This window comes from Pseudomonas brassicacearum subsp. neoaurantiaca, assembly GCF_013608025.1.
Taxonomy (GTDB): Bacteria; Pseudomonadota; Gammaproteobacteria; order Pseudomonadales; family Pseudomonadaceae; genus Aquipseudomonas.
In genome coordinates this window covers 39,794-65,324 of record NZ_VDLV01000063.1, presented here as the reverse complement: position 1 = coordinate 65,324, position 25,531 = coordinate 39,794, and the positions used below count along the sequence as shown (strand labels likewise).

The window sequence follows — 25,531 nt, the reverse complement described above, 5'->3', positions numbered from 1 at the left end:
GCTCATTGCATCGCCTCTTGTCGGTTTTGTAGGTGATTGCATAGGGACTCGACCACAGTTAAGACGATGATTGCCCGCACGACAAATGTGGGTTAGGCAATAATCAATCTCATTAGTCGATTTGGTTCTTTACATATACTCAAACATCACTTTTGCGCATAACTCAAAACAGGTATCTTGCACCGGCTCCTGTAGGAGTGCGCGGCCGTGCGCGCAGAATTGCCGAGGCAGAACCCGATTTCAGCGAGCCAACCTGCAGCTGTTTCTGATCGGCCCAAGCCTGAGAACGAGACTTATATGTACGTATATGACGAGTACGATCAGCGGATCATCGAGGACCGCGTCAAGCAGTTCCGTGATCAGACCCGACGCTATCTGGCAGGCGAGCTGAGCGAAGAAGAATTCCGCCCTCTGCGCTTGCAGAATGGCCTGTATATCCAACGCTTCGCGCCGATGCTGCGCGTGGCGGTGCCCTATGGCCAGCTGACCTCGCGCCAGGTGCGCAAGCTGGCCCAGATTGCCCGCGACTATGACAAGGGCTACGCCCACATCAGTACCCGGCAGAACGTCCAGTACAACTGGCCGGCCCTGGAAGATGTGCCTGAGATCCTGGCCGAACTGGCCACCGTGCAGATGCACGCGATCCAGACCAGCGGCAACTGCCTGCGCAACGTCACCACCGACCAGTTCGCCGGCGTCGCGGCCGATGAATTGATCGACCCACGTCCATGGTGCGAAATCGTTCGCCAGTGGACCACGTTCCACCCGGAATTCGCCTACCTGCCACGCAAGTTCAAGATCGCCATCAACGGCTCGAGCTCGGACCGCGCGGCCATCGAAGTCCATGACATCGGCCTCGAAGCGGTCTACAACGCCGCCGGCGAGCTGGGCTTCCGTGTGCTGGTGGGCGGCGGCCTGGGACGTACCCCGGTAGTCGGTGCGTTCATCAACGAGTTCTTGCCGTGGCAGGACCTGCTGAGCTACCTCGACGCCATCCTGCGGGTGTACAACCGCTATGGCCGTCGCGACAACAAGTACAAGGCGCGGATCAAGATCCTGGTCAAGGCGCTCACGCCTGAAGTGTTCGCCGAGAAGGTCGAGGCCGAAATGGTCCACCTGCGCGGCGGCCAGACCACCCTGACCGAAGCCGAAGTGCATCGCGTCGCCAAGCACTTCGTCGACCCGGCCTACAAGGCCCTGGACAACCAGGACGCCGAACTGGCCGCCCTCGACAAGGAACACCCGGGTTTCGCCCGCTGGCGCACCCGCAACACCCTGGCCCACAAGAAGCCTGGCTACGTTGCCGTGACCCTGTCGCTGAAACCGACCGGCGTTGCGCCCGGCGACATCACCGACAAGCAACTGGACGCGGTCGCCGACCTGGCCGAGCGCTACAGCTTCGGCCAACTGCGCACGTCCCACGAACAGAACATCATCCTGGCGGACGTTGAGCAGAGCCAGTTGTTCACCCTGTGGGGCGAGTTGCGCGAGCAAGGTTTCGCCACCCCGAACATCGGCCTGTTGACCGACATCATCTGCTGCCCAGGCGGTGATTTCTGCTCCCTGGCGAACGCCAAGTCGATCCCGATCGCCGAATCGATCCAGCGCCGCTTCGACGACCTGGACTACCTGTTCGACATCGGCGAGCTGGACCTGAACATCTCCGGCTGCATGAACGCCTGTGGTCACCACCACGTCGGCCACATCGGCATCCTCGGCGTGGACAAGAAAGGCGAAGAGTTCTACCAGGTTTCCCTCGGTGGTAGCGGCAGCCGCGACGCCAGCCTGGGCAAGATCCTCGGCCCGTCGTTTGCCCAGGATGACATGCCGGACGTGATCGAGAAGCTGATCGACGTGTACATCGAACAACGCACCGAAGACGAGCGTTTCATCGACACTTATCAACGTATCGGCATCGACCTCTTCAAGGAACGCGTCTATGCAGCGAATCATTAAGAACAACGAAGTCATCGACGAAACCTGGCACCTGTTGCCCAAGGACGCGACGCTCGATGGCATTTCCAACTGCGACGACTTGATCGTGCCCTTGGCCTTGTGGCGCGATCATGCACACGCTCTGAAAGCCCGCGATGGCGGCCTGGGTGTGTGGCTGGACGCTGACGAGGAAGCGGAAGAAATCGGTGACGACGCCAACCAGCTGCAGGTCATCGCCCTGAACTTCCCGGCCTTCACCGACGGACGCAGCTATTCCAACGCCCGTCTGTTGCGTGAACGCTATGGCTTCAAGGGTGAACTGCGCGCCATTGGCGACGTGCTGCGCGACCAGTTGTTCTATATGCGCCGTTGCGGCTTCGACGCCTTTGCGTTGCGTGCCGACAAAGACCCGTATGAAGCCCTTGAAAGCCTCAAGGATTTCTCGGTGACCTATCAGGCCGCCACTGACGAGCCACTGCCGCTGTTTCGTCGCCGCTGAAACCTGATACATGAAAAAGCCCTGGACCGGGTGACCGGTTCAGGGCTTTTTTGTTGATGGATATTGGCAGCAGAGCCTAATCTTCAGCCCGCCTTGGCCCGATGTGGGAGCGAGCTTGCTCGCGATAGCGGTTTGCCTGGGCAGGTGATGTTGAATGTACCGACGCCATCGCGAGCAAGCTCGCTCCCACAGGGTTTAGTGGTGGCCACCCGCCTCGAATTACCAAAACCGCTGCTGGGTCAACCGACTCCACCAACTGAGCAACACCCGATCCACCGAACCGCTGGCCGCCATGCCGATGCGCTCTTGCAGGCTTTTACGCTCGGCGTAGTGCAGATGATAAAGCTCCGCACCCTTGGCCCGTTCGGCCAGGTATTCATCGCTGGTCTTGAGCTCGTCCACCAGGCGTTTTTCCAGCGCGGCGACACCGAGCCAGACTTCGCCAGTGGCCACTTCGTCGATCGCCAGTTGCGGGCGATAGTTGGACACGAAGCTCTTGAACAGCGCATGGGTAATGTCCAGGTCTTCCTGGAACTTCTCCCGGCCCTTCTCGGTGTTCTCGCCAAACACTGTCAGCGTTCGCTTGTACTCACCGGCAGTCAGGACTTCGAAATCGATGTCGTGCTTCTTCAGCAAGCGGTTGACGTTGGGCAACTGGGCCACGACGCCGATGGAACCCAGGACGGCGAACGGAGCACTGATGATCTTCTCGCCGATGCACGCCATCATGTAGCCGCCGCTGGCCGCCACCTTGTCGATGCACACCGTCAACGGCACGCCGGCCTGGCGGATCCGCGCCAGTTGCGACGAGGCCAGGCCGTAACTGTGGACCATGCCGCCACCGCTTTCCAGACGCAGGACCACTTCGTCCTTCGGGGTCGCCAAGGTCAGCAGCGCGGTGATTTCGTGGCGCAGGCTCTCGGTGGCGGAGGCCTTGATGTCACCGTCGAAATCCAGCACGAACACCCGTGGCTTGGCCGCCGGCTTGTCTTTCTGTTTCTTCCCGGCTTTTTCAGCCTTGCCCTCGCTTTTGCGCAGGGCCTTGAGCTGGTCCTTGTCCAGCAGCGTCTGCTCCAGGCGCTCGCGCAACCCTTTATAGAAATCGTTGAGCTTGCTGACCTGCAACTGCCCGGCCGACTTGCGCCGTCCCTTGCTGCGCAGCGCAGCAAAACTGGCCATGACTACCAGGATGGCGATCACCAGCGTCACCGTCTTGGCCAGGAAACCGGCGTACTCGACAAAAAACTCCACAGCGACTCCTTAAATGCAATGCGCCACTGAACGCAGGCGCGTAACGCTGCCAGCATACCCATGCGTTTGCCCCGCTGCCAGCCATGAAACCCGCCGTAACCGTAACGTGGCTGAGACAGGACGGGCTGTAACGGTCATTTCAAACGAGCGTATGTTTTTTCATTGACAGGCCAACGCCATCCTCATAACCTCGCCAAACCTTCAACGTACCGGGATGACGCGGACGTGGGCAGCATTTATCTGATTCGACATGGCCAAGCCTCCTTCGGTGCGGACGACTACGATGTCCTTTCACCCAACGGCATACGCCAGGCCCAAGTGCTCGGCAGCCACCTGGCGGAGCTGGGTGTCGTGTTCGATCGCTGCCTCTCGGGCGAGCTGCGTCGCCAGCAGGACACCGCCATCGGCGCGCTGGGCCAGATGGCTACCGCCGGCTTGCCGGTTCCCGAATTGGAAATCGACGCTGCGTTCGACGAGTTCGATGCCGACGCGGTCATTCGCGCGCTTTTGCCAGACATGCTCCCCCAAGAGCCCGAAGCGCTGCATATCCTCCGTAACGCCGCCCAGAACCGCGCCGAATTCCAGCGCATCTTCGCCTTGATCGTCGAGCGCTGGCTCAGCGGCCACTATGACCCGCCCGGTCTGGAAAGCTGGCTGGGCTTCGTCGAACGAGTCCAGGCCGGCCTGCACCGGATCCTCGACAAGGCCGACAAGACTCACAAGATCGCCGTGTTCACCTCCGGCGGGACCATCACCGCCCTGCTCCACCTGATTACCCAGATGCCCGCCAAACAGGCTTTCGAGCTGAACTGGCAGATCGTCAACACCTCGCTCAACCAGTTGAAATTCAGGGGCCGCGAGGTGGCCCTGGCTTCCTTCAACAGTCATGCCCACCTGCAACTGCTGAAGACCCCGGACCTCATCACTTTTCGCTGAGTCCGGTTTGCTGTAGACCTTTGCTGTATTACCCCGAATAAGGATCGAAACCATGACCTCCGTAGCCGACGCCGTAAAAGCCATGCAAGCCAAGTTCAACCCAGAAGCCGCTCGCGGCCTGGATCTGGTATTCGGTTTCAACATCACCGACGAAGACAAGCAGTACGCCCTGGTCGTCAAGGACGGCACTTGCGACATCCAGGAAGGCGAACATGCTGACGCCAACTGCACGCTGGTCCTGGACAGCGAAACCCTCAAGGGCATCGTCAGCGGCGAGACCGACGGCATGCAAGCGTTCATGGGCGGCAAGCTGCGTGTGGAAGGCGACATGATGCTGTCGATGAAACTGGCCGAGCTGTTCCCGTCCTGAGATCGGGTCGCGCCCTGGCTGTGCCGAATCCCGCCCTTGTGGCGGGATTTTTTGTTTCTCGCCTGAAACTCTTACAATGCCCGCACCACCCGCCACGGCCTGAACATGGACATCGACCTCGCTCGCACCTTCCTGGAAATCGTTCGCCACGGCAGCCTTGCCGCTGCGGCGGAAAAACTGCACGTCACCCAGACCGCGATTACCGCCCGGGTGCAGAAGCTTGAAAGCCAGCTTGGCTGCGCGCTGTTCGTGCGCAACCGGGCCGGCGCGCGATTGACCGCCGACGGCGAAGCCTTCGTGGTCTATGCCAACCAGCTCGTGCAGACCTGGGAAGCCGCCCGCCGGGACCTGCCGTTGCCCGAGGGCTATCGCAACGTCTTGCATCTCGGCGGGGAGGTCAGCTTGTGCAACCCGTTGATGCTTGCCTGGGCTGGTGAGCTGCGCCAGAGAATTCCCGGTCACGCCTTGCGCATGGACATCCGCGACGGTGAAAAACTGTTGCAGCAATTGGAACTGGGGTTGCTGGATGCTGCGGTGGTGTATCAGCCCGAGTACTGGCCGAGGCTGCAAGTCGAGCAGTTGCTGGAGGAAAAACTGATCCTGGTGCGCCTGGCCGCTCGCCCCGAACCCTACGTATACATCGACTGGAGCGCCGACTTCCGGCGGCAGCACGACACGGCATTGCCGGACAAAGCCAAGGCTGCCGTGACCTTCAACCTCGGGCCCCTGGCGCTGCAATACATCCTGGAGAACGGCGGCAGCGGCTATTTCCGTACCCGGGTCGTGCAGAGCTACCTGGACAGCGGCATTCTGGAGCGAGTGCCCAAGGCACCGGAATTCAATTACCCGACCTACCTGGTGTATTCCAGGGACCGGGATTCGGCGGCATTGCAGCAGGCGTTCGAGGTGTTGCGAGAGATCGTCAAGACCGGCAGCGATTGGTCCCAGCGCTGGGATCCGCTGGGCTGATGGATTGGGTGGGGCCGCTTCGCGGCCCAGCGGGAGCAAGCTCCCTCGCCACGAAAAGCGCTTAGCAGAAGGCCGTCATGACTACATTTGCATCCGTGCAGCGATCTGGTCCTTGATCTGCAGCCGCTCCTTCTTGAGCGTCTCCAGGGCCACATCAGCGAGGACCACAGGTGGTTTCTCGGCCTTCACCAGCTCGGCATCAAGCCTGGCGTATTGTTTGATCAGCGCGTCGAGACTCTCGTCCTCCCGGCGCTTTTTCAGGATGTCTTCTTCTGTGCACTTCAGATCCTGGCAAAGATCATGGGACACCGGCATGGAGCACCTCCTTCGTGAGTTCGGTGGCACGTGCTTTTCGGGGCACTGCCTGTCATCAGCATGGCCTTGCCGGTCGGGTTCTGTCGACCGCCAATCCGACCAGCGGTGACCGTTCGTCGTACCGCGACGCGCTCCGATCAAACCTTCCCCCGCGCTTTCCCCTCCATTGATCAGTACCACGAGAATCATCTGTACAACCTGTGTGGAGACTTACCTATGGACAGATTTACCCTGCGTCAACTCGGCCTGGCTGTTGCCCTGAGTAGCAGCATGGGCATGGCATGGGCCGCGACCTCCAGCGACTTCGTCGACAACGCGGCGGCCGGCGGTATCGCGGAAATCGAAACAGGCAAGCTGGCGCTGCAGAAAAGCCAATCGGCGGACATCAAGGAGTTCGCCAACAAGATGATCGCCGACCACACCAAGGCCAACGAAGAGCTGAAGGCGCTGGCGAAGAAACATGACATCGAAGTACCGGACGACACCACGTTGATGAAAAAGGCCAAGGCCAAGATCCTCGACGTGCGCGACGAGTCTTTCGATCCGGCCTATGCGAATAATCAAGTAATGGCTCACGAAGAAACCGTCGCCCTGTTCAAGAAAGAGGCCGAGACGGTTACTGATGACAAGAAGCCTGGCAATACCGAGCTGAAAGCGTTCGCTCAGAAAATGCTGCCAGACTTACAGCATCACTTGGAGATGGCCAAGAAGCTTCAGGCGGCCCACCCCAGTAAATAACGCAGCACATGAATAAGAAAGCCCGACTCTCGAGTCGGGCTTTCTATTGATCAGCCATCCGCGGTATCAATATCCGCATCAGTCTTGTCACCAGGCCCCGCCCGGTCCGGCTCCGGCTTGAAACCCGGGCTGTAGGTATTGTCATTATCCTGATGACGCTTCTTCTGATCGACCTCGCTGGCAGCACTATGAGCCTCATGCGTTCCAGACGGACTGGCAGGCTGCTGGCCCGGCACTTGCGGATCGACAGCCGGATCGTTACGTGAGGACTGGGTCTGCGTCTGGCCCTGTTGCTGAGTATTTGCAGGATCGCTCATTGGACACCTCATTCATGACACGGCCGAATAAGTCATCGGCCCTGGTCATTCGAAGGCAGGACAGCGGCTTGGGTTCCATCTTTTACAGCACCGGATTCAATCACCCAGTACCGAACTGACCATCCGCGCCAACGCATCCGGGCTGTACGGCTTGCTCAACAGATGCGTATCGGGGCTCAACTGGTGGTTACGCGAAATGATGTCGCGGGTATGTCCCGACGTGAACAGGACCGGCACCGGCGGGGTCTGCACCTTGGCCCAGGCCGCCAGGTCGGAGCTCTTGATCAGGCCGGGCATGACCACGTCAGTGAAGATCAGGTCCACCGAGACGTTGTCGAGCAACAGCTTCATCGCCTCGTCGCCGTTGGCGGCGGTCAGCGTTCGATAACCGAACTGTTCCAGCAATTCCACCGACGCTCCGCGCACGTCATCGTTGTCTTCGACCACCAGGATCGTTTCCTGCAGGCCGGGCTGGAGCGTGCGGAGGTGCGCCTGCTCCGCAGATTCAGGCTTATGGCTGCGGGGGAAGTACATGTGCACTTGCGTGCCTTCCCCCGGGTGGCTGGCAATCTCGATATGCCCGCCACTCTGCTTGACGAACCCGAACACCATGCTCAAGCCGAGTCCGGTGCCCTGGCCATCGGTCTTGGTGGTAAAGAACGGCTCGAACACCTGGTTCAAGACTTCGGGCGCCATGCCGGCGCCCCGATCGATCACCGACAATCGCACGTAGTCACCGGCCACGACACCTTTGCCAGCGCAGGACGATTCGTCCAGGGCAATATTTTCCCCGACCATGCTGATGACGCCTTCGCCACCCATGGCATCGCGCGCATTGATTGCCAGATTCAGCAGGGCATTTTCCAACTGGTTGCGATCGACATGGATGCACCACGGCTCAGGGGGCAACGACACATCGATCCGGATGGTTTCGCCCAGCGCCCGTTGCAGCAATTCTCCCAGGCCATCGTAGATGCGACGAGGGTTGTAGACCGCCGGCGACAGCGGCTGGCGACGGGCGAAAGCCAGCAACTGCGATGACAACTTGGCGCCCCGCTCCACCGCTTCGATCGACGCGCCGACCCGCCGTTGCACATTGGGATTGTCAGGCTCGTGGCGAGCCAACAAGTGCAGGTTGCCAGCGATCACCTGGAGCAGGTTGTTGAAGTCATGGGCGACGCCGCCCGTGAGTCCGCCGATGGCTTCGAGTTTCTGTGATTGGCGCAGCTGTTCTTCGGCTGCCAGGCGCGCCTGCACTTCATTATCGACGCGCTGCTCCAGGTCGCGGGTGAACTTGAGCAGCGACGCTTCGGCGGCCTTGCGCTCGTTGATGTCGATCAGCACGCCGGGAAAACGCAGGGGCTTGCCCAACGCATCGAACTCGCATCGACCGCTGGCCAGCACCCAAAGGTAATCGCCCTCGGCACGACGCAAACGGTATTCAGCGGTGTAGGGAACGCCCGTGCGCAAGGTCAGATCGACCCGCTGCTCCACGTCCTCGATGTCATCAGGATGGATGCGCTGGCGAGCAATCTCGATGGGCAGTGCATCCAGCGGGCACTCAGGCGGATAGCCAAACGTACGGGCGAAACGCTCGTCGCCAGACAGTGTGTCGGTGGTGATATCCCAAACAAACGACCCCAGCAACGGCCCAGCAGAAAGCGCCAGCTGGATGCGCTCATTGACCGCGCGATAGCTGCGCTCGGCCTCTTGCCGGGCCCGCTCGCTCAGCACCAGTTCGGTGGTTTCCACCACGATCGCCAACACGCCGGCCGGCGATTGGTCATCGTCCGGCACCGGGCTGTAGTAGAGATCCATCCAGACGTCTTCGGGCTTGCCGTCACGCAGCAGCACCAGTTCCTTGCTGCGGTAGGACAACGTGCCGCCAGCCAGGCACACGTCCAATACATGGCGGTTGAACTCGGCCACCTCCGGCCACCCCAACTCCACCGCCCGTCCCAGCAGGTACGGATGGCGACCGCCGGCAAATTCGGCATAGGCATCGTTGTAGATCATGAAGCCCTGGCGGCCCCACAACATGACCATCGGCAAGGGCGACGCCAGCATCACTTGGACCGCGCTGCGCAAGCTGGCGGACCAATGCTCGATCGCACCCAGTTCGGTGCGACTCCAATCGTGCGCCCGGATGCGCCGGGCCATCTCTCCGTCCCAACCGGGACACCCGTTACTCTGGGATAAGAACTTCATGGAACGACTCTCACCTCAAACTACCAGCAGGGAAGCGGCATACCACAAGTCCCTTGTGCTAGTGCTTCGAGCACTGGGTTGGCAATTGGTTTCATGCAAAGGCTTTTGCGCCGGGCCTTGTGGCGAGGGGATTTATCCCCGCTTGGCTGCGAAGCGGCCCCAAACCCGACACTGAGGTGTGTCAGATTGTTCGGAATCGACCGTATTGGGTCTGCTTCGCAGCCCAGCGGGGATAAATCCCCTCGCCACAGATTTCAACCAAAAGTTCAGCGGAAATCCCGACTGCGCACATGGATGCCCGCCAGCAACTCACTCAAATCGCTCAGGCGTCCTGCGATGAGATGGCGGACCTCGCCGACACTCTCCCAGCGCCCATCCACCCTGAGCAATTGCGAGCCCACCAGGACCTTGCGCTGGCGTTCGGCCAAGTCGCGCCAGACCACCACGTTGAGGTTGCCGAACTCATCTTCCAGCGTAACAAAGGTCACGCCGCTGGCCGTGCCCGGGCGCTGGCGGCCGGTGACCAGCCCGGCGACGCTAACGTTGCGGCCATGTTCGACAGCCTGCAATTCCCGCGAGCTGCGGCAGCGCCGGGCGCGTAATTCGGAGCGCAGCAAGGCCAGTGGATGGGGCCCCAACGTCGTGCCCACCGTGGCGTAGTCGGCGAACAGGTTTTCCCCCACCGTGGGGGTCGGCAAGTCCACGGTGGGTTCTTCCTGGCTGGGCAAGCCCGCGAACAAGCCCAGTTGTCTTTCCACGCCAGCGATTTCCCAGCGGGCGCGATGACGATCGCCGGCCAGGCCGCGCAAGGCATCGGCGTCGGCCAATTGCTCCATGGCCCTGGCGTCGAGTCGCGCCCGCTCGCCCAGGTCGGCCACATCGCTGAAAGCCCGCTCCCTGCGCGCCGCTTCGATACGCCGGGCATCGTCCTCGCGAAACCCTTTGATCAGGCGCAAGCCCATGCGAATCGCCGGTTGCCGGCCTTCCATCGGTTCCAGGCTGCATTCCCAGTCACTGGCCCGCACGTCCACCGGACGGATCTGCAAGTGGTGTCGGCGGGCATCCTGGAGGATTTGATCCGGGCTGTAGAAACCCATGGGCCAGCTGTTGATCAGTGCACAGGCGAACGCCGCCGGCTCGTGGCATTTGAGCCAACTGCTGGCGTAGGTCAGCAAGGCGAAACTGGCGGCGTGGGATTCAGGAAAACCGTAATTGCCGAAGCCTTTGATCTGCTCGAAAAGCTGCGCGGCATATTCAGGTTTGTACCCCTTGGCTTCCATGCCCTCGGCCAATCTTTTCTTGTGCGGTTCAAGCCCGCCGTGGCGCTTCCAGGCGGCCATCGATCGGCGTAACTGGTCCGCTTCGCCCGGGCTGTAGCCGGCGGCCACAATGGCGATCTGCATGACCTGTTCCTGGAACAATGGAATGCCCAAGGTTCGGCCCAGTACCTCTTCCAATTCCGGCGACGGATAAGTGATCGCCTCTTCTCCATTGCGCCGCCGCAGGTACGGATGCACCATCCCGCCCTGGATCGGTCCCGGCCGCACGATGGCCACTTCGATCACCAGGTCGTAGTAATCCTTGGGCTTGAGCCGGGGCAGCATCGCCATCTGCGCCCGGGATTCGATCTGGAACACGCCGATGGTGTCGGCGCGGCTGATCATCTCGAATGTCGCGCGATCGTCCTTGGTCAACGACGCCAGGGTATGCCGCACACCCCGGTAATGTGCGACCAGGTCGAAACAACGGCGGATCGCGCTGAGCATGCCCAAGGCCAGAATGTCCACTTTGAGCAGCCCGACCGCATCGAGGTCGTCCTTGTCCCACTGGATGATGGTGCGCTCGGCCATCGCGGCGTTTTCCACCGGCACCAGGGTGTCCAAGGGTTGCTGGGAAATCACGAAGCCGCCGGGGTGCTGGGACAGGTGCCGGGGGAAGCCGATCAGTTGCTGGGTCAGGCTCAATACCCGGCGCAGCACTGGGCTTTCGGGATCGAATCCTCCTTCGCGCAAACGATCCAGCGGCGGCGCTTCATCGCTCCAGCGACCACAGCAATCGGCCAGTGCATTGACCTGGTCCGGCGGCAGGCCCAGGGCCTTGGCCACGTCGCGCACCGCACCAGCGCCGTGGTAACTGCTGACCACCGCCGTCAACGCCGCACGATGCCGACCGTAGCGCTGGAACACGTACTGCAGGACTTCTTCGCGACGCTCGTGCTCGAAATCGACGTCAATGTCCGGCGGCTCATTGCGCTCGCGGGACAGGAAGCGTTCGAACAACATATCCGTCTGGGCCGGGTCGATTTCGGTGATGCCCAAGGCGTAGCACACCGCCGAGTTCGCCGCCGAGCCCCGGCCCTGGCAGAGGATATGGCGACTGCGAGCGAAGCTGACGATGTCCTGCACGGTGAGGAAATAGCTGTCGTAGCCAAGCTCGGCAATCAGCGCCAACTCGCTTTCGATCTGCGCCCGCACCTTGTCCTTCACACCGCCCTTCCACCGCTCGCGCATGCCGCGCTCGGTCAGTTCCCGCAGCCAGGACGTCGGATCATGGCCCTCGGGCACCAGCTCGCGCGGGTATTCATAGCGCAACTGACCGAGGTCGAACGTGCAACGCCGAGCAATTTCCACGGTTTCATCGAGCAAGGCGCGGGGATAGAGATCGGCCAGGGCCTCAAGGCTGCGCAAATGGCGTTCGCCGTTGGGGTGCAAGCGCTGACCGGCCTCAGCGACGGTGACGTGGTGACGGATCGCGGTCATGGTGTCTTGCAAGGCGCGACGACCCCGCACATGCATGTGCACATCCCCCGTGGCGACGGCCGGAAGGCCCAGGCATTCGGCCAATGCGAGCAAGTCCGCCAGCCGCCGCCGATCGTCTTGCCCGCAATGCAACTGCACGGCCAGCCACAGGCGTGCGTTGAACACCTGTTGGAGCCAGTGCCCTTGCGCCTCGGGCTCCTTGCCATCGGGCACCCACAGCGCGAGTAGCCCCGGCAGCGGCTCGTCGAAGTCTTCCCGAACGATGCGATAACGGCCCTTCTCGCTGCGGCGCCGGGCGCGGGTGATCAGCCGGCACAAGGCCTGGTAGCCTTCGATGTTTTCCACCAGCAACACCAGCTTCGGACCGTCCTCGACCTGTATTTCGCTGCCGATGATCAGTTGCAGCTCCAGTTCCCTGGCTGCCTGCCAGGCCCGGACGATCCCGGCCAGGGTGCATTCATCGGTGATCGCCAGAGCCCGATAGCCCTGCTGCTTGGCACGACGGCACAGCTCCAGGGCGCTGGAGGCGCCGCGCTGGAAACTGAAGTTCGACAGGCAATGCAGCTCGGCGTATTCGACGTTCATGCGAACCAGCCTTGCAGCCACAACGGCCCGCCCTCGCCCACCGGCCGATAGGCCCAGCCACGTTGGCCGGCACGGGTTTCGACCAGATAGTAGTCGCGGCGCACGTCGGCCCCATCCCACCAGCCGGATTCGATGCGCTCCGGGCCCATGAGGATTCGCGCTTGGCCTTCGGGCAAAGCCTGGGGCTCGCCGAGCAGCCAGCCGGGGCGCTGGATATCCTCGCGCAGCGGACATGCCTGTTGTTGCGGCTGGGGTTTCATCTGCCAAGCGCATTCGGGCCGATGATCATCGCCAAACCCCAGCCCTTGCACGGCTTCGTCACCGAGGCGCGCCCGCAGCCGTTCGCGCAACTGCTCCCAAGGCAAGGACTGCTGGGGACGTTCATCGAACAATTCCAGGCGCTGGGGTACGAAGCTCGGCAGGTCTTCGGCACACAAGCGAAAGCCGCGCACGGGCGCCTCGACCTGCACCTGTTCGAGACGGCCCCGGGCCAGCTCGAACAGCATCGAAGCATCCCGCTCGGCGCTGAGCAGGCCGACCTTGATGACCGTGTCCGGTAAACCGGCGTGCTCCAGGCGCAGGTCAAAACGCTGCACGCCGCTGTCGCGGCCACACAGGTAGGCCGACAGGTCACCGGTCAATCGGCGCAACGGAAAGAGCAATGCCTGGTGGGATTGCACGTCGTAATTGAGTTCGATGCGCACATCGAAACGGTCCGGCGGCAGGTAGAACGACAGCGCCAGGGTGCGGCTGCCCACCAGCGCGTCGAGGTGCTTGAGCATGTCGGCTTCGAAGCGCCGCGCCAAGGTGTGCCGGGGCAAGGCCTGGACTTGGCCGAGCTGGCGCAGGCCCATGCGCGACAACGCCGTGGCAACTTCCGGCGTCAGGCCGACCCGGTCCACCGGCATGTGTCCCAGGTACGCTTGCAAGGTCTCGTTATCGGGCACCACCAGGGCGTCGTAGGCATTGGCCAGCGTCCGCGCCGCCACGGGATTGGGCGCGGCGACGATGCGATGACGAAAGCCCAGTTCAGTCAGTTCGGCCCGCAACCGCGCCTCGAACACCGGCCACGGTCCGAACAGCCCCAGGCTCGATTCGATCTCGAACACCACCGTGCGCGGGTAATGCACGCTGACCTGGGAGCTGAAACGGTAGGCCCAGGCGGCGAGAAATTGTTGCCAATATTGGATTTGCGCCGCGTCGTACTCGGCCGTGGCGAACCCTTTGCTCAAGGCCTGGGCGGCGGTCATGGTCTGGCCGGGGCGCAGGCCCAAGGCGCGGGCCGGTTCGTTGACCGCTTGCAGCACCCGGCGCTGGGCCGGACCGGTCAGCAGGGCCAGGGGCTCGTCGGGATCGGGGCGCTGGCGCAGCGCGGCGTCCAGCGCCAATTGCGGGAAGAGAATACAGACCCAGCGCATCGCAACCTCAATGCCCTGTGAGCGTGGGAAAAGCGATCGGCGCCGAACGGGCTAGCCCGCCGCGGGACTTGAGCACCCGCAGTTGCGCGGGCCGAGCATCGATGGCGATGCGCAAGGCCGCGGGGGACGGGTTGATGGCTTCTTGGATCGAGCGCCAGGCGAACGCCAGGGTCTGGCCGGTTTCCGCGGCGACCTGCAAACGGCGCAAGGCCCGGTCATCCGCCTGGCGCGGCCAGCACAACACCGCGCCGCAACTGCCCGAACGCAGGCATTGCTCGGTGGCCCACAAGGCTTCCCGTGGATCGGCCTGGATGATCGACAACTGGCGCAAGTCCACCCCGGCGTTTCGCCAGGCCTGGGGATAGGGCACGAAGGGCGGCGCCACCAGCACGATCCGCTCCCCCGCCGCCGACAGCCGCGCCAGGGTCGGCCACACCAGTTGCAACTCGCCCACGCCTGGCGCGCCGATGAGGATTTCCGTCAACGCCGCTTCCGGCCAGCCGCCACTGGGCAATGCCGCGTCCAGCGCCGCATGGCCGGTGGGTTGCGGGCTGGCGGCCGGTGGCGCAGGCCGGCCCTTCCAGACCTGGCCGCCATTGAACAGCGTGTCCAACGCAACGACGGCGCCCATCAGCCTTGCCTCACCAGGCCACAAAACACGCCTTCTATCGCCAGGTCCTGGTCGGCTTCGACGATGATCGGCTGATAGGCCGGGTTGCGCGGCAACAGGCGCACCCGTTCGCCGACTCGCTCGAAACGCTTGATGGTCACTTCACCGTCCAGGCGTGCCACGACGATCTGCCCGTTGGAGGCCTGGGGCGTGCGTTGTACGCCCACCAGATCGCCATCGAGGATGCCGTCCTCGATCATCGAATCGCCTTGGACGCGCAGCAGGTAATCCGGCGCCTTGGTGAAAATCGCCGGGTCCAGCAAGAGACGGCTGTGGACTTCGGCATCGGCCCCGATCGGCAGACCGGCGGCCACCCGCCCGAGCACCGGCACATCCAGCAACTCGGGGCGCGGCGGCTGGTTCAACAGTCGAATGCCTCGGGCCTGGTGCGGATTGACCTCGATGAACCCGGCTTCGGTCAACGCCAACACATGCTTGCGCGCCACGCTGCGGGAGGCAAAACCAAACGCCTCGCTGATTTCAGCGAGGCTGGGAGACTGGCCCTGTTCGGCGATGCGTTCGCGAATGAAGGTCAGGATGGCGGTACGGCGGGGAGTGAGAGTCGTCATGGAGTACATTTGTACTCTTTCAGGATTTTTCTTACAAGCGCCGACAGTCAGTTCACGGGTTGACTGCGCAAAACCAAATTAACCGTGTTGAATGATTTTGGGACTGCTGGCGCAGCCCAGCGGGAGCAAGCTCCCTCGCCACGGGTTTACCGTATTGCTCAAGTAACCAGCGTATCCCTGTGGGAGCGAGCTTGCTCGCGATGGCGGTGGGTCAGCTTGCAAAAGGGTTGAATGTACTGACGTCATCGCGAGCAAGCTCGCTCCCACAAGGGATGGGCACAAAGCTACAACCCCGCCAGGTATTCCCAGGGAAAAATCCCCCGCTCATGCCCATCACTGAAGACCAACTGCACCCCATAGCCCTGGCTATTGACCTCAACCACCCGAACCCGCGAATCCACCTGAACCGCCAACCCTTGCAGACGAAACGCACGGCACCGCGAACAGGGGCACCGACGGCGTAGCTCGGCATGCTCCAACCGTTGTTCACGCCCATCGGGCCAACTCAGCCGCAACGTGCCCTTTTCCCGGGAATTGCCAATCGCCAGCGGGCTCATTGCAGTTGGCCCAAGGCAATGCGCACAGCCTTGCGTACCTCCGGATCGCCATCGTCCTGGGCGGCCTGCAACGCCGGGATGGCAGCAGGATCGTTCAGCTCACCCAAGGCCAACGCCGCTTCCTTGCGCAGATTGCTGATGCGATGAGCCAGGGTTTCGATCAATGCCGCCAGCGCCGGGGCGTAGCGCAAACGCCCGAGGCTGCGAGTCGCCCGCAGACGCACTTGCCAATAATCATCCGCCAGCGCCTCGATCAAAGCCGGACCGGCATCGGCATGACCGACCTTGCCCAACGTGGTGGCGGCTTCTTCGCGCACCGTCCAGGCCGGATCCCGGAGTGCCTGGCGCAGCGCCGGCAAGACTTGAGCATCCGAGGCCAGGCCGAGGGCACCGGTGGCCGCACGGCGCACTTCGCTCTCCGGATCATCACTGGCCAGCCGTGCCAGGGCCGGCAAGGCGTCGAGGTGCTTGAGCCAACCCAGCACGCCAACCGCCTCGCGACGCACGCCGGCATCGGGGTCAGCCAACGCGGCGAGCGCGGCTGGCGCGGCGTCACCCAGACGCAACTCGCGCAACGCCCGGAACGCGGCGACGCGCACATCGGCATCAACATGAACCGTCCAAGGCAAGATCACCCTTCCTGCTGCCTCGCTCTTGAGCAAACTCAGGCTCTGGGCCGCAGCGGCTTGCACGGTCGGGGATGGATCGGTCAGGGCCTCGCACAAGGCCGCGACCACCGGCGCGTCCTCCCACGCTTCGAGCAATCGCGCGGCTTCGGCCCGCACCTCGGCGCTGGGATCCCGGGCCAGGCGATCCACCAGCCACGACAGGCCTTCGGGCTCTTCGAGGTCGGCCAGTTCGATCAGCGCGATACGGCGCACGCCGGCGTCGTCGTCGGTCAGGCGCGGTTGCAGGGCAAGGATGTCGTCGTTGTCGGTGTTTTCAAATAGAGAGGTCATAGGGAAAATCGCGGCAAGGAGGTTTCAGGAGGCAGCCCAAGGGGATTGAGGCGCGGCAGTTGCTGGCCGTCTTCATGACGCAGCAGTTCGAGGCAGTGGCGTTTCAATCGGGCAAATTCAGGGCGGGTGACCAACTCAGTCGTTCGTGGCCGGGGGAAATCCAGGCGCAGGTCCTCGATGATCCGACCCGGGCGCGGGCTCATCACCAACAAGCGATCGGCGAGGAACAGCGCTTCGTCGATGTCATGGGTGACGAACACCACGGTGGTGCGGATCCGCGTCCAGATGTCCAGCAGCAGTTCCTGCATGTTCAAGCGCGTCAGGGCATCCAGCGCGCCGAAGGGCTCATCCATCAGCAACAGGCGCGGACGGTTGACCAGCACTCGGGCAATCTCCACCCGTTGCTGCATGCCGCCGGAGAGCTGATCGGGCCAGTGCCCGGAAAAACCCTCCAGGCCCACCAGGGCAAGGATTTCATCGGCGGCCCGGTGCCGTTCGAGCTTGCCCAGGCCACGCATCTTCAGGCCGAAGGCGACGTTGTCGCGCACGCTGCGCCACGGAAACAAGGTGTGTTGCTGGAACACCATGCCGCGCTGGGGCGACGGGCCAACGACCGGCGCCGCGTCCACATGCAACGTGCCCGTACTGGGTTGCAAGTGCCCGGCGAGGGCGCCGAGCAACGTGGATTTGCCGCAACCGGACGGCCCCAGGATGCAGACGAACTGGCCCGCCTCGATCTGGCAATCGAGCCCCTGCACCGCTTCGAAGGCCTGGGCACCCTGGCCCAGGACAATGGACAACTGGCGGATGTCGATCCGCCCTTCGGGTGCTTGCATCACGCTCATCAGGCTTTTCCTCGCGGTCGGTGCCAAGGCGTGAACAGCCCGCCCAGGCGTTTGATCAACAGGCTGCTGCCCATGCCCAGCACACCGATCAGCAACATGCCGACCACGATGTCCGGGTAGTTCTGCACGGTGTACGACGCCCAGGTGTAATAGCCGATGCCGTACTGGCCAGCGATCATTTCCGCCGTTACCAGGCAAAACCAGGAGGTGCCCATGCCAATGGCGAGGCCCGTGATGATGCTCGGCGCGGCCCCCGGCAGAATCACTTCCAGCAGGATGGCCTGGCGTCCGGCGCCGAGGCTTTTCGCCGAAGCAATCAACCGCCGGTCCACCCCTTCGACGCCGTGCACGGTGTTGAGCAGGATCGGGAACAGCGCGCCAGTGAAGGTGATGAACACCATCGACAATTCCGACGAGGGAAACATCAGGATCGCCAACGGAATCCAGGCCACCGCCGGAATCGGCCGCAGCACTTCAAGCGGCGGCAGCAGCACGTCTTCGGCCCATCGGGAACGACCGATGGCCAGGCCCAGCGCCACGCCGATCAACAGCGCAGCGCCATATCCGGCAAAGACCCGGCCCAGGCTGCTACCCAGATGCCGCACGAGATTGCCCGACTCGCCCAGTCCAAGCGCGGCCTGGACCACCGCCAGCGGGGTCGGAACGTTGGCGAAGGTCACCAGGCCAAGGTCCCAATGCCCGTCGGCGGCGAGTTGCCAGAACAGCAGGCAGAGCAGCAAGGAAGCGGCTCGCAGGAGCCAGCGGTTGGGTGATGAATGCACAAATTTTCCTCCGCAGTGCAATCCCTGTGGGAGCGAGCTTGCTCGCGATGGCGTCAGGTCAGTTGAAATCGAATTGGCTGACACACCGCTATCGCGAGCAAGCTCGCTCCCACAGGGGACGGTGTCAGGTTTATCGGGCAGCGACCGCCTGGGTGGTCGCCTCGGTGAAATCCAGGACCTTGCCGCCCTGGGCCGTGGCAAATTGCTCGGCCTGGCCCTTCAACAGGAACGCGCTGAGCTGGCCCTTGCCGTCACTGGCGAACCACGCCTGTTCGGCCAGCAGCTTGATCCCGCTGTCGCTGGCCTGGGCGTAGACGGCGCGGATGCCCTTGCCTTCCTGCTTGAGGCTTGCCAGCGCAGTGAAGGCTGACTGCGCCGAGGCGTAATGACGCACTTTCGCCTCGCCGCGCACCCAGATCTCAGCCACATGGCGGGCATCGGTGATGGCCTGGCCGGTCAGGGCGTCGGGCGTGCCGAGGGGCGTCTGGGCGTAATTGCCCAGTTGCGCGGTGTAATCAAGGTTCGACGCCTTGAACGCGGCGCGGATGTACTGGTCATCGATGAACGTATTGAGGTCCAGGCCGCGATCGGCTTTCTTCAGCAACTTGAGGGTATCGATGGCGGTGCCGACGGCTTGGCGGTATTCCGGTTTCCACGTCAGGTCGCGGGTCTGCACGCCCAGCGGCCCGTGGAACAGGTAGTTGACCTCGGCATCCACGCCGGTGACCTTGGCGATCAACTCGCTGTACTTCTCCGGCTCGGCGGCCAGCAATTGATTGGCCTCGATGGATGCGCGCAGATAAGCAACGACGATTTCCGGGTACTTCCTGGCATAGGCCTGGTCCACCAGCGCGCCATGGAACGTCGGTGTTTTTGCCTGGGCGCCGTCGTAGATCTTGCGGGCGAAACCACGGCTGGGGAACAGCTCGGCGAAGGGTACGAAGTCGGCATGGGCATCAACTTTACCGGCCTGCAACGCCGAGCCGGCGACCTCCGGCGGCTGGGCGATGATGTTCACATCCTTGAGCGGATCCCACCCTTGAGCCGCGATCGCCCGTAGCAACATGCCGTGGGCGGTGGAAGCAAATGGCACGGAAATCGTCTTGCCCTTGAGCTCGGCCAGCGATTGCACGCCCGAGGCGCTGGGCACGACGATGCCGTTGCCGCTGCCCTGGGTGCTGCCCGACAACACGCTGATGAACAGGCTGTGTTTGCCGGCGGTCTCGAACGCCACGCCGTTGAACGCACCGGGGAAATCGGCCATGGCGCCGAAGTCGAGTTTGCCGGCGACCATCTCGTTGGTCAGTGGCGCGCCGCTGGTGAAGTTTTTCCACTGGATGTCGTAGTGGGCATCCTTGTACGTGCCGTCGTGGGGCAGGTATTTGTCCAACAGGCCCAGCTCCCGGATCAGCAACCCGCCGGCGGCGCAGTTGATGGTGGTGTCCTGGGTGCCGATGGCGATGCGGATGGTTTCTGCCTGGGCAGGCAGGGTCAATGAAGCCAGTACCAGACCGGCCAATGCTGCACGCAATAACATGGGTGTTTCCCCTCGAATCATTTATTGGTTTTTCGTCTCCGCCGCGATCAGGGCGCGGTGGGAAACGAGGGGTGTTCTGAAAAATGCGTCCGGGGGTGCCGGATGGCTTTTGTGGTGTCTGTGGTGGCCTCTTCGTCGGAACGCCGCCCGGAGCAGGCTCGCTCCCACAGGTTTTAACGGTGTACATAAGCTCTACGGCTGGCTTCGATCCCTTGTGGGAGCGAGCCTGCTCGCGAAGGCGTCCTTCGGTCAGCGCAACAGGTACGGAATTTCCACTTTCACCGCCCCCGTCGGGCAGTCCTTTTCACACGGCATGCAATACCAACATTCATCGAACGCCATGTAGGCCTTCTGGGTTGCCGGGTTGATCGCGAGCAAGTCCATGGGGCATACGTCGACGCAAACCGTGCAGCCCTTGTGGGCGATGCATTTGTCCTCGTCCACGGTGACGGGGGCATTGGAGCGGAAGAAGATTTCCTGGGGTTGATAGGCCATAAGCGTTCTCTTTGGGTGTAGGGTTCACGCCGCGTCGGCACCGACCCGCAGCCGGTCGTAGGCCTGCAGCTCGTCGGCATCGAGGGCGATGATGTAGGGCTCGACGGCTTTCTTGAACGAGGTCATCGTGCCGTCCTCGCCTTTCTTCAAATGGCAATGGCAGAACCAGTCGCTGTCGTTGCGCTGCGGGTGATCGACTCGATAGTGGTACAGCCCCCAACGGCTTTCCGCGCGAAACAACGAGGCCCGGGCGGCCATTTCGGCGCAGTCGCGGATCACGCTGACTTCCATGGCGCGCATCAATTCGTGGGCGCTATGGGCCTTGATCTGGTCCAGGTCGCGCTGGATATCGCTGAAGCGTTGCAGGCCGATCTGCATTTTTTTCGTGACCTTCGGCGGTTGCAGGTAATCGTTGACGAAGCGGCGCAGCTTGTATTCCACCTGGGCTGGCGGCAGGCCATGCTCGCGCTCAAGCGGCGCGTAGACACGCGCCCTCTCCCGCTCGATCTGCCCGGCATCCAGCGCCGAGAAATCCTTCCCCGCCACAAAATCGGCGGCGTTGTTGCCGGCAAACCAGCCATAGGTGAACGCACCGAGCATGTAGTTGTGCGGCACCGCCGCCATGTCGCCCGCCGAGTACAGGCCCTTGACCGAGGTTTCCGCCCGCTCGTTGACCCAAACGCCCGAGGCCGAATGACCGCTGCAAAAACCGATTTCGGAAATGTGCATCTCGACCATCTGCGTGCGGTAGTCGGTGCCACGGTTGGCGTGGAACTGCCCGCGGCTGGGCCGCTCATTGCTGTGCAGGATCTCTTCGATGTTCTGGATGGTTTCCTCGGCCAGGTGATCGAGCTTGAGGAACACCGGACCGTTGCCACCTTCGAGTTCCTGGTGGAACTCCCACATCATTTGCCCGCTCCAGTAGTCGCACTCGATGAAACGCTCGCCCTTGTTGTTGGCGGTATAGCCGCCGAGGGGGCCGGTGACATAGGCGCACGCCGGGCCGTTGTAATCCTTGATCAACGGGTTGATCTGGAAGCATTCCAGGTTCGCCAGCTCGGCGCCGGCATGGTAGGCCATGGCATAACCATCACCGGCATTGGTCGGGTTCTCATAGGTGCCCATCAGGTAGCCGGAGGCCGGCAGCCCCAAGCGTCCCGCCGCGCCACAGCAAAGAATGACCGCCTTGGCCTTGATCACATGAAAGTCAGCAGTGCGGCAATCGAAGCCCATCACACCGTTGACCGCGCCCTCCTCGTCGGTCAGCAACCGGGTGCAGACCAACCGGTTGGTAATGCTCACCCGCGCCCGTTTCAGCTGGCGATACAGGACCTTCTTGATGTCGTGCCCTTCCGGCATCGGCAGCACGTAGGCGCCCATGTGGTGAACCTTTTTCACCGCGTAGTCGCCGGTTTCGTCCTTCTCGAACTTCACGCCCCAGCGGTCCAGTTGCTCGATCGTTTCGAAGCTGTGGGTCGCGTAGGCGTACACCGCCGCCTGGTTGACGATGCCGTCGTTGGCAATCGTGATTTCCTTGGTGTATTGCTCAGGCGTCGAGTGTCCCGGGATGATCGCGTTGTTGAGCCCGTCCATGCCCATGCTGATGGCGCCGCTGCGCTTGACGTTGGCCTTGTCCACCAACAACACGCGCAAGTCGCGGTTGCGTTCCTTGGCCTTGATCGCGGCCATGGGGCCGGCGGTGCCACCGCCGATGACGACGATGTCGTATTCCTGTTCGAGGATGCTTCTTGAGCTTTGGGTCATGCCTGCGTCCCTTTCTGCCGGTCGATCCGCAAGCGGTACTGGAAGGCATCGCCGCGGTAATAGAGATATTCGAAGTCCAGTGGCTGGCCGTCGGCGCCATGGGTCAGGCGCTCGATGCGCATGACGGGCGAGCCGGCCTCCACTTCCAGGGCCTGGCACAGGTCGCTGTCGGCCAGCACCGCATCGATGGCAAGGTCTGCGTGACCGAGGGCCAGGCCGCAATCGTTTTCCAGGATCAAGAAAATGTCGCGGGTGACCAGATCGGCCTTTTCAAGGCGCTCACCGAGCGCCTTGGGCAGGTAAGTAATTTCCAGGGAAACCGGCTCGCGGTTGATCAGCCGCACCCGCTTGATCTGCGCCACCACGTCCCCTTCCGCCAGCTTCAAGCGCTCGGCCACTGACTTGTCCGCCGCAATGAACTTGAAGCTGCGCAGGCGGTTGATCACCTCGAAACCGCGCCCGGTCATGGATTCGGCCAAACCCTGGAGGGTGCTGACGTTCTGGAAGGTCTTGGGCTTGGCGACGAAGGTGCCTTTGCCATGGATCTTAAAGATCAGCCCTTCCTTTTGCAGATCGCCCAAGGCTTGGCGGACGGTGATGCGGCTGACGCTGAACAACGCGCCGAGCTCGCTTTCCGACGGCATCTGGCTGCCCTGGGGGTATTCACCATCGAGGATGCGTGCGCGCAGCACGTCCCGCAGTTGCGTGTGCAGCGGCACGCTGCTGAGGGAAAGAACGTTTTCCGGCATGGTTAATTTCACTTGTCATAACGAGTTATGACGTGATCTTAGGAAAACTACCCATGGCTTGAGAAATACCGTTTGGACATAACCTTAGAGCCGGGTTTCGGCGCCCTCGTTACGAAACGCGCTCGGACTCATGCCGGTCCAGCGTCGGAACGCCCGGCGGAAACTGCGCACATCGCTGTAGCCGACTTCTTCGGTGATGCGCTCGATGGACCATTCGGGATTGGCCAGCAAACTCAAGGTACGGCCGCGGCGAACTTGTTCGAGCAAGGCTTCGAAGGTCAAGTTGTGCTCGGTCAGGCGCCGGCGCAAGGTGCGGCTGCTCATGTTCAGGTCACTGGCGATTTTTTCGATATGGCTGCCACGACCCAGGTCCCGGGCAATCGCCCGCTCCACGGCCTGGATCAGATCGATTTTCTGGTGGGCCTCGACGGCCTCCTGCTCCAGCAAAGCCAGTGCCTGGCGCAGGGCCAGCGGGTGGTGAGTTTGCAGGCGCATATCCAACCAACAGGCATCGATCAGCATGCGGTTGTTTCGACAACCAAAACGCACGGCGGGGCCCAGGATCCGCTGATATTCGTCAGCGTAGGGCGGCGCGGCATGTATGAACTCCACCGCCTGCGGCTTGAAGTCGGGGCCCGCCAGCGCCCGGCCATAGACCAACACACTGGCGAAGAACTCTTCGACCGCAAACACCTGCACGTCGGCAAAGGGCAGTCGGCACGTCGCCTCGACCGTGATCCGGTCGCCCGATTCTTCGGTGCTGATTTGCGCGATGCCGCCGGTGGTGCGTTGGTAGCGCACCCCCAGGGCGAACACGTCGCGCAAGGTCTCGCACAACGACAATACGTGTCCCAGCAAACCCAGGGTGCCCAGCACGTTGCGGTCGCCGACCCACAATCCCAACCCTTGGTCAGGCAACAACTTGAGCGCCCGCTGAATCATGACCACGGCCTGGCGATGGGAAATGCGATGGGTCGGGTCTTGCAGGTCATCGAGGCCGAACCCCAGGCCACGACACAGGATCGCCCCGTCGAAGCCTTTATCCGCCACCACTTCGACCAGTGTCTGCAGCAGGAAAGGTGATACCAGCGCCAGCTCAAAAGTGGGGTCGATGACTTTCATCTGCATGGGCGGGTTCCGGGGCACGTTAGGAGGCGTTTTTGTAACCGGTTGTTTCTAAACGTTAGCATGGCCCAGGGAATATAGGCAGCCAATAATCTGGCCGCTCAAGTCCCCTCAATGGCCGCCAATACCCTGCCCTGGCGGCGGCGAACGGCTTATTTCTATGGCTCGGACCCTTGGTGCGTTTCCAACAATAATAACGAGCCCCTCCATGAACCCGATCCGTACGCGATTCACCTTGCAACTGACCTTGGGCCTGGCTTGCGCCAACGCCTTGCCGGCCCTGGCCACCGAATCCGGCGTCGACAACATCGGCACCGGCACCGATGGCTTCTATGTGCTGCCGCTGGAGGTCGATAGCCTTCCGGACCACATGGTTGCGTTCAACCTCTACTACAACCACTACAAGGCCCGAAAATTCAACATCAGCTCATTGGGCGGCGAAGTGCCGGGCGTCGAAATCGAATCCACGGCGGTGATCCCGCGCATCGACTACCTGAGCCCGCTGCGAGTGGCCGGCGGGCGACTGGGTATCTACGTCGCGCAGCCCTGGCTCAAGCAGGAGGTCGCGGCCTTCGGCATGAGTGACACGCGCGAAAGCATGGGCGACACCACCGTTTCGCCCATCATTCTCTGGGACATGGGCAAGCACCTGACACTGGCCGCCGCGGTGGAAATCACCGTGCCGACCGGTGAATACGATGCCGATCGACTGGCCAACACCAGCAATAATTTCTACACCTACAAACCACTGTTTTCCTTCACCTGGCTGCCCACGGACAACACCGAGCTGTCGATGAAAACCACCTACAGCTTCAACCGCGAAAACAAGGACACCGATTACCGCTCGGGGCAGATTTTCCACTTCGATTATTCCGCCAGCTACCGGCTGAACGATAACGTGACGGTGGGCCTCAACGGCTACTACCTGAAACAGACCACCGACGACAAACAGTACGGCCGCACCGTGCAATTCGCCGGGCAGGACGTGGACGACGGCGTGCGCGGCGAGGTGTTCGCCATCGGCCCGGCGCTGCACGTGACCTTCCTCAAATACGCCAGCGCCGAGATCCGCTGGGCCAAGGAATTCGACGTGGAGAACCGCCCCGAAGGCGAGATGCTCTGGGCGAAGATCAGTATTCCGTTTGCGTTTTAAGCGGCCGGCCCATGACCATTGTGGGA

The 25,531-nt window shown here is 62.4% G+C and carries 24 protein-coding genes; 7 read left to right on the top strand and 17 right to left on the bottom strand.

Annotated features, from left to right (window positions below; genetic code table 11):
• Positions 1-297: 297 nt before the first annotated feature.
• Together FHK92_RS26170 and FHK92_RS26165 are read left to right on the top strand one after the other, a co-directional pair.
• Positions 298-1,956: a nitrite/sulfite reductase gene (locus FHK92_RS26170; RefSeq protein ID WP_181290677.1), complete on the top strand. Its 1,659-nt coding sequence runs from the start codon at positions 298-300 to the stop codon at positions 1,954-1,956.
• Positions 1,940-2,434: a DUF934 domain-containing protein gene (locus tag FHK92_RS26165; protein ID WP_030137966.1), complete on the top strand. Its 495-nt coding sequence runs from the start codon at positions 1,940-1,942 to the stop codon at positions 2,432-2,434. Before FHK92_RS26170 ends, FHK92_RS26165 begins: the two co-directional genes overlap by 17 nt.
• 219 nt (positions 2,435-2,653) lie before the next feature.
• Here FHK92_RS26165 and sohB read toward each other — a convergent pair whose 3' ends face one another.
• Positions 2,654-3,685 carry a protease SohB gene (gene sohB, locus FHK92_RS26160; RefSeq protein ID WP_181290676.1) on the bottom strand — a complete coding sequence of 344 codons (1,032 nt, stop codon included), beginning with the start codon at positions 3,683-3,685 and terminating at the stop codon, positions 2,654-2,656.
• Positions 3,686-3,910: 225 nt separating this feature from the next.
• On the opposite strand from sohB, the gene FHK92_RS26155 reads away from it, so the two are divergent.
• From FHK92_RS26155 to FHK92_RS26145, 3 genes are all read left to right on the top strand, one after another.
• Positions 3,911-4,621, top strand: coding sequence for a histidine phosphatase family protein (locus tag FHK92_RS26155; protein ID WP_181290675.1), 711 nt, complete (start codon positions 3,911-3,913; stop codon positions 4,619-4,621).
• 52 nt (positions 4,622-4,673) lie between these two features.
• A complete protein-coding gene (locus FHK92_RS26150; RefSeq protein ID WP_181290674.1) occupies positions 4,674-4,991 on the top strand; it encodes an SCP2 sterol-binding domain-containing protein in 318 nt (105 codons plus the stop codon).
• A gap of 105 nt (positions 4,992-5,096) precedes the next feature.
• Positions 5,097-5,960, top strand: coding sequence for a LysR family transcriptional regulator (locus FHK92_RS26145; RefSeq protein ID WP_181290673.1), 864 nt, complete (start codon positions 5,097-5,099; stop codon positions 5,958-5,960).
• Between the two features lie 81 nt (positions 5,961-6,041).
• Here FHK92_RS26145 and FHK92_RS26140 read toward each other — a convergent pair whose 3' ends face one another.
• Entirely contained in the window at positions 6,042-6,275 is a 234-nt protein-coding gene (locus FHK92_RS26140) for a YdcH family protein (protein ID WP_181290672.1), read from the bottom strand.
• 216 nt (positions 6,276-6,491) lie between these two features.
• On the opposite strand from FHK92_RS26140, the gene FHK92_RS26135 reads away from it, so the two are divergent.
• Positions 6,492-7,013 carry a DUF4142 domain-containing protein gene (locus FHK92_RS26135; RefSeq protein ID WP_181290671.1) on the top strand — a complete coding sequence of 174 codons (522 nt, stop codon included), beginning with the start codon at positions 6,492-6,494 and terminating at the stop codon, positions 7,011-7,013.
• A gap of 50 nt (positions 7,014-7,063) precedes the next feature.
• Here FHK92_RS26135 and FHK92_RS26130 read toward each other — a convergent pair whose 3' ends face one another.
• From FHK92_RS26130 to FHK92_RS26060, 15 genes are all read right to left on the bottom strand, one after another.
• Complete coding sequence (locus FHK92_RS26130; RefSeq protein ID WP_181290670.1) at positions 7,064-7,330, bottom strand: hypothetical protein; 267 nt, start codon at positions 7,328-7,330, stop codon at positions 7,064-7,066.
• 96 nt (positions 7,331-7,426) lie between these two features.
• Complete coding sequence (locus FHK92_RS26125) at positions 7,427-9,538, bottom strand: ATP-binding protein (protein ID WP_181290669.1); 2,112 nt, start codon at positions 9,536-9,538, stop codon at positions 7,427-7,429.
• A 266-nt stretch (positions 9,539-9,804) separates the two neighbouring features.
• Positions 9,805-12,903, bottom strand: a complete 3,099-nt coding sequence (locus tag FHK92_RS26120; protein WP_375154634.1) for an error-prone DNA polymerase — start codon at positions 12,901-12,903, stop codon at positions 9,805-9,807.
• Positions 12,879-14,300 carry a Y-family DNA polymerase gene (locus FHK92_RS26115; RefSeq protein WP_181290667.1) on the bottom strand — a complete coding sequence of 474 codons (1,422 nt, stop codon included), beginning with the start codon at positions 14,298-14,300 and terminating at the stop codon, positions 12,879-12,881. The genes FHK92_RS26120 and FHK92_RS26115 overlap by 25 nt, the downstream gene beginning before the upstream one ends.
• A 7-nt stretch (positions 14,301-14,307) precedes the next feature.
• Positions 14,308-14,931 carry a translesion DNA synthesis-associated protein ImuA gene (gene imuA, locus FHK92_RS26110; protein WP_181290666.1) on the bottom strand — a complete coding sequence of 208 codons (624 nt, stop codon included), beginning with the start codon at positions 14,929-14,931 and terminating at the stop codon, positions 14,308-14,310.
• On the bottom strand, positions 14,931-15,548 hold the full coding sequence (gene lexA, locus FHK92_RS26105; RefSeq protein ID WP_181290665.1) for a transcriptional repressor LexA: 618 nt from the start codon (positions 15,546-15,548) through the stop codon (positions 14,931-14,933). Before lexA ends, imuA begins: the two co-directional genes overlap by 1 nt.
• Positions 15,549-15,823: 275 nt before the next feature.
• Complete coding sequence (locus FHK92_RS26100) at positions 15,824-16,096, bottom strand: gamma-butyrobetaine hydroxylase-like domain-containing protein (protein WP_181290664.1); 273 nt, start codon at positions 16,094-16,096, stop codon at positions 15,824-15,826.
• A complete protein-coding gene (locus FHK92_RS26095; RefSeq protein ID WP_181290663.1) occupies positions 16,093-17,055 on the bottom strand; it encodes a HEAT repeat domain-containing protein in 963 nt (320 codons plus the stop codon). Before FHK92_RS26095 ends, FHK92_RS26100 begins: the two co-directional genes overlap by 4 nt.
• The gene (locus FHK92_RS26090; RefSeq protein ID WP_181290662.1) at positions 17,052-17,900 is read right to left on the bottom strand and encodes an ABC transporter ATP-binding protein; all 849 of its coding nucleotides are present in this window, start codon (positions 17,898-17,900) and stop codon (positions 17,052-17,054) included. Before FHK92_RS26090 ends, FHK92_RS26095 begins: the two co-directional genes overlap by 4 nt.
• Positions 17,900-18,682, bottom strand: coding sequence for an ABC transporter permease (locus tag FHK92_RS26085; RefSeq protein ID WP_181290661.1), 783 nt, complete (start codon positions 18,680-18,682; stop codon positions 17,900-17,902). The genes FHK92_RS26090 and FHK92_RS26085 overlap by 1 nt, the downstream gene beginning before the upstream one ends.
• Before the next feature lie 130 nt (positions 18,683-18,812).
• A complete protein-coding gene (locus FHK92_RS26080; RefSeq protein ID WP_181290660.1) occupies positions 18,813-20,219 on the bottom strand; it encodes an ABC transporter substrate-binding protein in 1,407 nt (468 codons plus the stop codon).
• Between the two features lie 249 nt (positions 20,220-20,468).
• The gene (locus tag FHK92_RS26075) at positions 20,469-20,714 is read right to left on the bottom strand and encodes a 4Fe-4S dicluster domain-containing protein (RefSeq protein WP_003180418.1); all 246 of its coding nucleotides are present in this window, start codon (positions 20,712-20,714) and stop codon (positions 20,469-20,471) included.
• A gap of 24 nt (positions 20,715-20,738) precedes the next feature.
• On the bottom strand, positions 20,739-22,478 hold the full coding sequence (locus FHK92_RS26070) for a fumarate reductase/succinate dehydrogenase flavoprotein subunit (protein ID WP_181290659.1): 1,740 nt from the start codon (positions 22,476-22,478) through the stop codon (positions 20,739-20,741).
• Complete coding sequence (locus tag FHK92_RS26065) at positions 22,475-23,227, bottom strand: GntR family transcriptional regulator (protein ID WP_181290658.1); 753 nt, start codon at positions 23,225-23,227, stop codon at positions 22,475-22,477. Before FHK92_RS26065 ends, FHK92_RS26070 begins: the two co-directional genes overlap by 4 nt.
• Positions 23,228-23,311: 84 nt before the next feature.
• Positions 23,312-24,355, bottom strand: a complete 1,044-nt coding sequence (locus tag FHK92_RS26060; RefSeq protein WP_181290657.1) for an AraC family transcriptional regulator — start codon at positions 24,353-24,355, stop codon at positions 23,312-23,314.
• 205 nt (positions 24,356-24,560) lie between these two features.
• On the opposite strand from FHK92_RS26060, the gene FHK92_RS26055 reads away from it, so the two are divergent.
• Positions 24,561-25,505, top strand: coding sequence for a SphA family protein (locus tag FHK92_RS26055; RefSeq protein WP_181290656.1), 945 nt, complete (start codon positions 24,561-24,563; stop codon positions 25,503-25,505).
• Positions 25,506-25,531 lie beyond the last annotated feature (26 nt).

Excerpts from the sequence above, each read along its gene's own strand:
- FHK92_RS26165 (WP_030137966.1), top strand. The coding sequence starts at position 1,940 with ATGCAGCGAATCATTAAGAACAACGAAGTCATCGACGAAACCTGGCAC.
- FHK92_RS26145 (WP_181290673.1), top strand. The coding sequence starts at position 5,097 with ATGGACATCGACCTCGCTCGCACCTTCCTGGAAATCGTTCGCCACGGC.
- FHK92_RS26095 (WP_181290663.1), bottom strand. The coding sequence starts at position 17,055 with ATGACCTCTCTATTTGAAAACACCGACAACGACGACATCCTTGCCCTG.
- FHK92_RS26055 (WP_181290656.1), top strand. The coding sequence starts at position 24,561 with ATGAACCCGATCCGTACGCGATTCACCTTGCAACTGACCTTGGGCCTG.
- lexA (WP_181290665.1), bottom strand. The coding sequence starts at position 15,548 with ATGTACTCCATGACGACTCTCACTCCCCGCCGTACCGCCATCCTGACC.
- FHK92_RS26060 (WP_181290657.1), bottom strand. The coding sequence starts at position 24,355 with ATGCAGATGAAAGTCATCGACCCCACTTTTGAGCTGGCGCTGGTATCA.
- imuA (WP_181290666.1), bottom strand. The coding sequence starts at position 14,931 with ATGGGCGCCGTCGTTGCGTTGGACACGCTGTTCAATGGCGGCCAGGTC.
- FHK92_RS26150 (WP_181290674.1), top strand. The coding sequence starts at position 4,674 with ATGACCTCCGTAGCCGACGCCGTAAAAGCCATGCAAGCCAAGTTCAAC.
- FHK92_RS26070 (WP_181290659.1), bottom strand. The coding sequence starts at position 22,478 with ATGACCCAAAGCTCAAGAAGCATCCTCGAACAGGAATACGACATCGTC.
- FHK92_RS26080 (WP_181290660.1), bottom strand. The coding sequence starts at position 20,219 with ATGTTATTGCGTGCAGCATTGGCCGGTCTGGTACTGGCTTCATTGACC.
- FHK92_RS26130 (WP_181290670.1), bottom strand. The coding sequence starts at position 7,330 with ATGAGCGATCCTGCAAATACTCAGCAACAGGGCCAGACGCAGACCCAG.
- FHK92_RS26125 (WP_181290669.1), bottom strand. The coding sequence starts at position 9,538 with ATGAAGTTCTTATCCCAGAGTAACGGGTGTCCCGGTTGGGACGGAGAG.
- FHK92_RS26065 (WP_181290658.1), bottom strand. The coding sequence starts at position 23,227 with ATGCCGGAAAACGTTCTTTCCCTCAGCAGCGTGCCGCTGCACACGCAA.
- FHK92_RS26090 (WP_181290662.1), bottom strand. The coding sequence starts at position 17,900 with ATGAGCGTGATGCAAGCACCCGAAGGGCGGATCGACATCCGCCAGTTG.
- FHK92_RS26100 (WP_181290664.1), bottom strand. The coding sequence starts at position 16,096 with ATGAGCCCGCTGGCGATTGGCAATTCCCGGGAAAAGGGCACGTTGCGG.
- FHK92_RS26135 (WP_181290671.1), top strand. The coding sequence starts at position 6,492 with ATGGACAGATTTACCCTGCGTCAACTCGGCCTGGCTGTTGCCCTGAGT.
- FHK92_RS26170 (WP_181290677.1), top strand. The coding sequence starts at position 298 with ATGTACGTATATGACGAGTACGATCAGCGGATCATCGAGGACCGCGTC.
- FHK92_RS26075 (WP_003180418.1), bottom strand. The coding sequence starts at position 20,714 with ATGGCCTATCAACCCCAGGAAATCTTCTTCCGCTCCAATGCCCCCGTC.
- FHK92_RS26115 (WP_181290667.1), bottom strand. The coding sequence starts at position 14,300 with ATGCGCTGGGTCTGTATTCTCTTCCCGCAATTGGCGCTGGACGCCGCG.
- FHK92_RS26140 (WP_181290672.1), bottom strand. The coding sequence starts at position 6,275 with ATGCCGGTGTCCCATGATCTTTGCCAGGATCTGAAGTGCACAGAAGAA.